The organism is Pseudoalteromonas sp. SR45-5 (assembly GCF_014163565.1).
Taxonomy (GTDB): Bacteria; Pseudomonadota; Gammaproteobacteria; order Enterobacterales; family Alteromonadaceae; genus Pseudoalteromonas; species Pseudoalteromonas distincta.
Genome location: NZ_JACJDN010000172.1, coordinates 1 through 6,898, shown reverse-complemented (window position 1 = coordinate 6,898; position 6,898 = coordinate 1). Strand labels below are relative to the sequence as shown.

Genomic DNA, 6,898 nt, shown 5'->3' with positions numbered 1-6,898 from the left:
TATACTTTTGATAATCTTAGTTTAAAACTACTTTGCTGGAATATTAATGCTCGACTCTTTCACTCTTTATTTTGCCAGCATCGCCATCATGGTTGTAATGACCTTACTTAACTTTTTAACATGGCGAACAAACAAACAAATATCGGGCACGCTGCTATGCATTTTCTATCCCATATTGCTATTAGGCTCTGTTATTGGTTTTACGCTTGTTGGTGATACACATAATTTAGTGATTATTAGCGCTGCCAGTAGCATGATGTTTGCCGCATCAATAGTGCATTGTTTATCGCTCAGTCAGTTTTTAAATTATCACGGTATTGGTTTTAAATTACTTTGCTCAGTAACTGCTTTTTGCACTGTAATGCTTGGCTATTACACCTTTTTTGACCCATCTTTACACGAAAGAGTGATTGCATCCGATATACAGCACATAGCAGAAGCCGGCTTTTTACTCTTTATATTTATTAAGTACGCGCGCAAACCCTACCCTAATGGCAGCATTGTATACATAACCATTTTAACGCTTGTTGCTTTGAGCTTTATTGGCCGCTCGTTATTTATGGATAACATTGAACAAAAAAATCTTTTAGTAAACGGCTGGTTTAGCTCTTTGCTATTTTTAAATGGCGTAATTGCACCCATGTTTTATGCTGCAGGTATGGCGTTATTATGTAATGAGCGCAGAGAGCAGCACCTCAATAAACTCGCCGATAAAGCACAAAAAGATTTAGAAATTCGCGGGCTCTTTTTATCAACAATAAGCCACGAAATTCGCACCCCACTAAACGGTATTTTAGGCAGTGCCCAACTTGTTATGAACCAAACAAGTGATACCAGCAATAAAGCCTATTGCGAGGCAATTATAAATTCTGCCGAATCACTTAACTTGTTGGTAGATAAGGTCCTTGATTACGCGAGCCTAGATCAGAGTGACGAAGCGCTTTACGAAGAAGATGTAGAATTTAAAACATGGCTTAATAATTTATGTTTATTACTAAGCCCAATGGCCGAGCAAAAGCAGCTAAAATTTGAGCTTATCTATAATATTCCTGAGCAAGCCTGTTATTACTGCGACCAACAAAAACTTAGACAAATAATTATTAATTTAGTCGGTAACGCTATTAAATTTACAGATCACGGAACCGTTAAAATTCAGGTTGATTTAGTATTAGAAAAACAACTTGAGCACACGATAAAAATTAGTGTCAAAGATTCAGGACCAGGTATAGAAAATGACGAGATAGCCTACTTAACAGAACCTTATGTACAAAGTAGCGCAGGAAAAGAAAAAGGCGGAACCGGCCTTGGTTTAGCTATTACTAGCCGCCTGCTTGAAAAGCTCAGTAGCCGACTCGAAATAGCCAGCCAGCTTGGTACTGGTAGTGTATTTAGCTTTACCGTTACTTTTACTTTAGGTGAATTAAGCCTTGTAGAGCAGCGCCATCAAACTAAAGATTACTTAACAGGTCTTGATGTATTACTGGTTGAAGATTTAGATTTAAATCAAAAAATTGCTATAGAATTTATGGCCGACGATGAACACAAAATTAAGCTCGCAAAAGATGGGAAAAGTGCCATAGAGCTCATGCAAGCTCACCACTTCGATGTTGTTTTGCTTGATATGAACCTACCTGATTTAACAGGCCAAGAAGTACTTAAACGTCTAAAACGCATTGATCATAAAAATCAACGAACGCCAGTACTCGCATTTACTGCAAGCCTTAGCCCTGACGAAGTAAAAGAGTATTTAGAATTAGGAATAAAAGACATTGTAGGCAAGCCTATTAAGCATGAAAAGCTTCGCCAAGCACTTAGTGACTCTCAATCTAATCAAACTGCGAGCATTGCAGTAGAGCTTATTGATACCTTGTATGACAAAACAGCGGCCGAAACACTCACCAGCTCATTTAGTGAAGATGAAGTGTCTTCAATTTATAATGAATTTGTGCTTTCAGCCCGCAACAAGCTAACTCGCTGTCAAAAGCTTATTGACCAACAACCAGAGCAATGCATTAAGCTTTTACATCGCCAAGCAAGTACCGCTCTGCAACTTGGTTTTAATCGCTATGGTATTGAGCTTAAAAAAATAGAGCGCCGTTTACTCGATAAAAAGCCACATAACGATATGCTTGATGAAGCGCTAGATCTGTGGCAACGCAGCTTAGAGCAATATTTAAAGTTTGTGCGAGGACAGTTAGAGTGAAATTAAAAAAGCGTTTAAGTTTTTTAAATTTTACTTTAGGTTAATCAAACCTCGCAACCTCTTCAAAGCTAAGCCCAGTAAAGCCATGGGCTTGCAAGGCACAAAATAGGTTTAAAGTAATATCTTTATCATTTACACGAGAGTCAAAAACGTAAGTGCCTTCAAATCGGTCTTCTGGCATTTTAAATATGCAGCTAAGCTTTGGTAGTTTTTCTTTTTTGAACACCGCTTTTTGTAATCCGATATTTAAACTTGGCAGCATAAAAGTACTCATCTCAACATTTAATATACCCTCTATTTTTCGAGTGACATTATAAAAGTACCAATTATCATCACCGACATGGAAAGGCAGTAACTCTCCCGAATCTTCAAAAATCTCTGCCAATTCATTTGCTACATGATCCCTTATAGCAAGACCCTGTAAATTTATTGCTGTCATATCACCTATCGGCGTCTCTTTTTCATTATTATAATGGGCACTAAAATTTATCAGTGTAGACTCTTTTGTAGAAGTATTAGGTTTCCATAACTCAGATTCACATAAAGTTTCATCATCAGGAAATATGACTCGATAATGATTCACGTCAGGTGTGATTTTATAAATGACTTTACTCATTAATATTGAAACGTCCTTTTTGGCATGAATTTTATTTTTAACCCCTTCCATATTTATCATCAAATCGCTCTATATCGCTTTCATCAAGTACAGCACCGGTTTGCACTTCAATAACAATTAACGGCTCTTTTTGATTATTAGCCAAGCTATGAATTTGCTTAGCCGCGATATAACACGATTGGTCATGCGTTAGCGTATACGCTTGCTCATCAATACATACATTTGCAATACCCGAAACCACCACCCAATGTTCAGCGCGATGCTGATGGCGCTGCGTCGAAAGCTTAGCACCGCTATTAACAGTAATTTTTTTAACTTTAAAGCCTGTGCCTTCAACCAAAGTACGGTAATTCCCCCATGGGCGAAAAACCACTTGATGATGATTAAGTTTATCGGCCTGTGTTGTAGCAATTTGCTTAAGCAACAAAGGCAAAGAATCTAGCTCATTTTGGTTTGCAATTAACGTGGCATCATGAGTATGAATAATTGCTAAATTGCTTACTCCAAGCGTGGCAAGAGTGTGTTCAGCCTCGTTAATAACTAAGTTATTAATACTTTTTTGAGCAATATAATTAGCGTTTAAACTATTACCGTTTTTGTCTTTTTTTGTAAGCGCATCAAGGGATGAAAAACTACCTACATCACTCCATTTTAAATCAACAGGCATAACAACTGCGTTATTACTGCGCTCTAAAATGGCGTAATCAATTGAATCGCTTGGGCAGTGTTCAAGCGCACTGTTGCTTGGGCGGGTAAACCCTAAATCTTTAGTAAATTGCGCCGCTGCAGCGACACTCGTTGCTATTTTTGGCGCAAACCGTTCGAGCTCTTTTAGATAGGCTGCAGGGGTAAATAAAAACATCCCGCTATTCCAGCTATAACCACCTTGAGCTAAATAACGGTTCGCTGTATCTAAGTCAGGCTTTTCTTTAAATTGTGCAACATCGTAACAACCCGTTCCAACAATAGCCGCGCCTTGTTTTATATAACCATAGCCAGTATGAGGCTCTGTAGGAGTAATAGAAAATGTCACTAGCTTTCCTTGCTCAGCAAGTTTTACAGCTTCAGGGAGCTTAGCCGTTAATACATCAAAGTTTTTAATATGATGATCGGCAGGCATCACTAATAGCGGGCCGGTAATCCCATTTTGCAGCGCATAGTGGGCGGCTAATGCGATGGCAGGCGCGGTATTTTTACCTTTAGGTTCGAGTAATAATGCAGTAGGAATTGAGCTTTCAGCCTGCTCGGCGGCAATAAATCGGTGCTGCTCGTTACACACTAAAATAGCATTATCAAACAACTCATTAGAAACACGCGCCAACGTACTTTGTAGCAATGACATGTTTTCATTTAGTAGTGGTAAAAATTGTTTAGGCATTGCTTGGCGAGAAAGCGGCCACAAGCGAGAGCCTATGCCACCTGCTAAAATTACAGGAGTGATTAAAGTGTTCATAATGTACATTAGCCGCCAACAAAAATATCAGCGACTATTTTAACACTTTATTGGCTCTGCGCTAAATTAACGTGTTTATATTAATGTAAAAGAGTCTGCATCTAAATAGGCAGGAAACGCTGCTTTAAACTCATCCAGTGGCGCTTTTTCAAGTGTTATAGTAACTAGTTGCTCTGCGTCATCTTGCGCTTTAGTTAATGCATCGCCTTTGAAGTCGTATACTGCGGTACCGCCATTGTGCGCCACACCATTACCGTCTTCCCCCACGCGATTAACACCTACTACGTAACATAGGTTTTCCATTGCACGCGCCATAAGTAACGTATCCCAAATATGGCGGCGTACAGCAGGCCAATTTGCTACGTTTATCATTACATCGTAGTCGTTATTATTACGTTGAAATACCGGAAAGCGCAGGTCATAGCATACTTGCGGTAATAGTTTAAAACCATTGATTTCAAAAACTTTGCGCGCTTGCCCTGCTACAACATAATCGCCCTCGCTGCCTAAGCGAAATAAATGGCGCTTATCGTAATAACTCACCTCACCATCGGGTTTTACCCAATAAAACCGATTCGCTTTTTTATCGCCTTGTGCAACAAGTACCGAACCCGCAATAACCGCATCATGTTTATGAGCCTGCGCCTTTAACCACGTCAGTACTTTACCGTTTTCAGGCTCTGCACAATCTAAATTAATGGCAAAGCCAGTCGAGAATGTTTCGGGCAGTAAAATAAGATCGGGCTGATGCGTAATTGCTTCAAGCTGCTTATTAAACATGGCTAAATTAGCATCTTTATCAAGCCAATAAAGCGAGCTTTGCAATGCTGTAATGGTTAAAGTTGACATAATATTTGCGCAGCCTCTATGAGAGTGTTGTCGTTTTTAGCAAAGCATAAACGAATTACTTTGTCGGTTGGTGGATTTTGATAAAAAACACTTAACGGAATAGCCGCAACACCGGCTTGCTCAACTAACCAATGGCAAAATTCAACATCGTTTAAATCCGATACATCGCTGTAATCTAACAATAAAAAGTAAGTGCCTTGGCTAGGTAAAATTTTAAAACGGCTGTTACTTAAATGACTCGCTAATAAGTCGCGTTTTTGCTGATAAAACCTGCTTAGCTCATCTATATGCTCACCTTGCTGCTCGAGCATATCGGCAAGCGCATGCTGTGCGGGGGTAAAACTTGAAAACGTAACGTACTGATGAATTTTTCTAAATTCGACAGCTAAATCGGCAGGTGCAATACAGTACCCCATTTTCCAGCCCGTGCTGTGAAACGTTTTACCAAAACTCGATACAACAAAGCTTTTGGCAAATAATTCATCATCGCGTAATACGCTTAAATGCGGTTGTTCATCAAACGTAATGTGCTCATATACCTCATCGCTTATTACATACAAATTGTGAGTACCAACTAACTCTTTAAGCGCTTTTATATCTTGTGGCTGTAATATTTTACCGCTTGGGTTATGAGGCGTATTAATAATAATTGCACGGGTATTTTTAGTAATAGCTTGGCTTACTACTTGCCAATCAATAGTGTAATTTGGCGCACTTAAAGCAATGTGTACCGACTTTCCACCAGCGAGTTCAATTGCCGGTTGGTAAGAGTCATATGCAGGGTCAAATACAATCACTTCATCATTTGGGCGTACAATTGTTTGAATAGCCACAAACAATGCCTCTGTTGCACCCGAGGTAACAGTCACTTGATCAGCTGCGTTTATATCAGCTGCATATTTGCGCTTTGCTAAATCAGCAATTTGTTGCTGTAATCGTGGTACACCACTTGAAGGTGAATATTGATTAACGCCCTGCTGCACATAATAATTTAACTGCGTTTTTAAAAGATCAGGAGCATCAAACTCAGGAAAGCCTTGAGAGAGATTAATTGCCGAAAACTCATTAGCCAACCCACTCATTTGGCTAAATATACTAACGCCTAAATTTGGTAATTTACTTTCAAACACGTGATGCCCTTAATGATGGTTTTGCGCTTAAAGCGATGCTATCATTGCTTAAAACAGAAGTATAGCCGTCTAAAAACAATTAACTTTACGCTCATTAGTGAGGAATGTATGCAAAACAATACCGCTATTTCACAACTTATTGAAGCCGGAAAATGGGTTAGCCAAAAAGGCTGGGTACCCGCAACAGGCGGAAACTTTTCAGCTCGTACTAGCACTGGCTTTGTTGTTACAGCAAGTGGGCACGATAAAGGCTCACTGACGCAAGAGCATTTTTTGCAATTAGATCACCAAGGCGAGCGCCTAGCAGGAGCTGTAAAACCATCGGCAGAAACACAATTACACCTAAGTTTGTATCAGCTAATACCTGATGCGCAGTGTGTTTTGCATACTCACTCTGTAGCCGCTACCGTACTGTCGCAAATTACCCAAGGGCATCAGCTTGATTTAACAGGCTATGAAATGCAAAAAGCACTGAGCGGCTTTACTTCGCATTTAGAAACGCTGAGCATTCCTATTTTCGATAACGATCAAGATATTGATCGATTAAGCCTACTGGTCAGTGACCATCATTTACACACGCCTATAGAGCATGGCGTACTGATACGTGGTCATGGTTTATATGCAGTAGGACGTAATATTGATGAAGT

6 protein-coding genes are annotated in these 6,898 nt (G+C 39.6%); 2 read left to right on the top strand and 4 right to left on the bottom strand.

Features of this window, described 5'->3' with window-relative positions:
* The first annotated feature begins 46 nt into the window (after positions 1–46).
* Positions 47–2,203: a response regulator gene (locus H5072_RS08535; protein WP_182693265.1), complete on the top strand. Its 2,157-nt coding sequence runs from the start codon at positions 47–49 to the stop codon at positions 2,201–2,203.
* 40 nt (positions 2,204–2,243) lie between these two features.
* Here the strand turns inward: H5072_RS08535 and H5072_RS08530 are convergent, their stop codons facing one another.
* The 4 genes from H5072_RS08530 to H5072_RS08515 all read right to left on the bottom strand — a co-directional run bounded on the left by H5072_RS08530 (position 2,244) and on the right by H5072_RS08515 (position 6,251).
* Positions 2,244–2,879: a hypothetical protein gene (locus tag H5072_RS08530; protein ID WP_259395907.1), complete on the bottom strand. Its 636-nt coding sequence runs from the start codon at positions 2,877–2,879 to the stop codon at positions 2,244–2,246.
* Positions 2,857–4,272 carry a mannose-1-phosphate guanylyltransferase/mannose-6-phosphate isomerase gene (locus H5072_RS08525; protein ID WP_182693264.1) on the bottom strand — a complete coding sequence of 472 codons (1,416 nt, stop codon included), beginning with the start codon at positions 4,270–4,272 and terminating at the stop codon, positions 2,857–2,859. Before H5072_RS08525 ends, H5072_RS08530 begins: the two co-directional genes overlap by 23 nt.
* Before the next feature lie 75 nt (positions 4,273–4,347).
* Positions 4,348–5,121, bottom strand: a complete 774-nt coding sequence (locus H5072_RS08520; protein WP_182693263.1) for an amidohydrolase — start codon at positions 5,119–5,121, stop codon at positions 4,348–4,350.
* Positions 5,109–6,251: a methionine aminotransferase gene (locus tag H5072_RS08515; RefSeq protein WP_182693262.1), complete on the bottom strand. Its 1,143-nt coding sequence runs from the start codon at positions 6,249–6,251 to the stop codon at positions 5,109–5,111. The genes H5072_RS08520 and H5072_RS08515 overlap by 13 nt, the downstream gene beginning before the upstream one ends.
* A 108-nt stretch (positions 6,252–6,359) precedes the next feature.
* Between H5072_RS08515 and H5072_RS08510 the strand changes: the two genes are divergently transcribed.
* On the top strand, positions 6,360–6,898 hold a 539-nt coding region (locus H5072_RS08510; protein WP_182693261.1), incomplete at its 3' end, for a methylthioribulose 1-phosphate dehydratase.

What these genes read in the sequence shown, in the direction of transcription:
- H5072_RS08535 (WP_182693265.1), top strand. Translation starts at nt 47, where the DNA reads ATGCTCGACTCTTTCACTCTTTATTTTGCCAGCATCGCCATCATGGTT.
- H5072_RS08530 (WP_259395907.1), bottom strand. Translation starts at nt 2,879, where the DNA reads ATGATAAATATGGAAGGGGTTAAAAATAAAATTCATGCCAAAAAGGAC.
- H5072_RS08525 (WP_182693264.1), bottom strand. Translation starts at nt 4,272, where the DNA reads ATGAACACTTTAATCACTCCTGTAATTTTAGCAGGTGGCATAGGCTCT.
- H5072_RS08520 (WP_182693263.1), bottom strand. Translation starts at nt 5,121, where the DNA reads ATGTCAACTTTAACCATTACAGCATTGCAAAGCTCGCTTTATTGGCTT.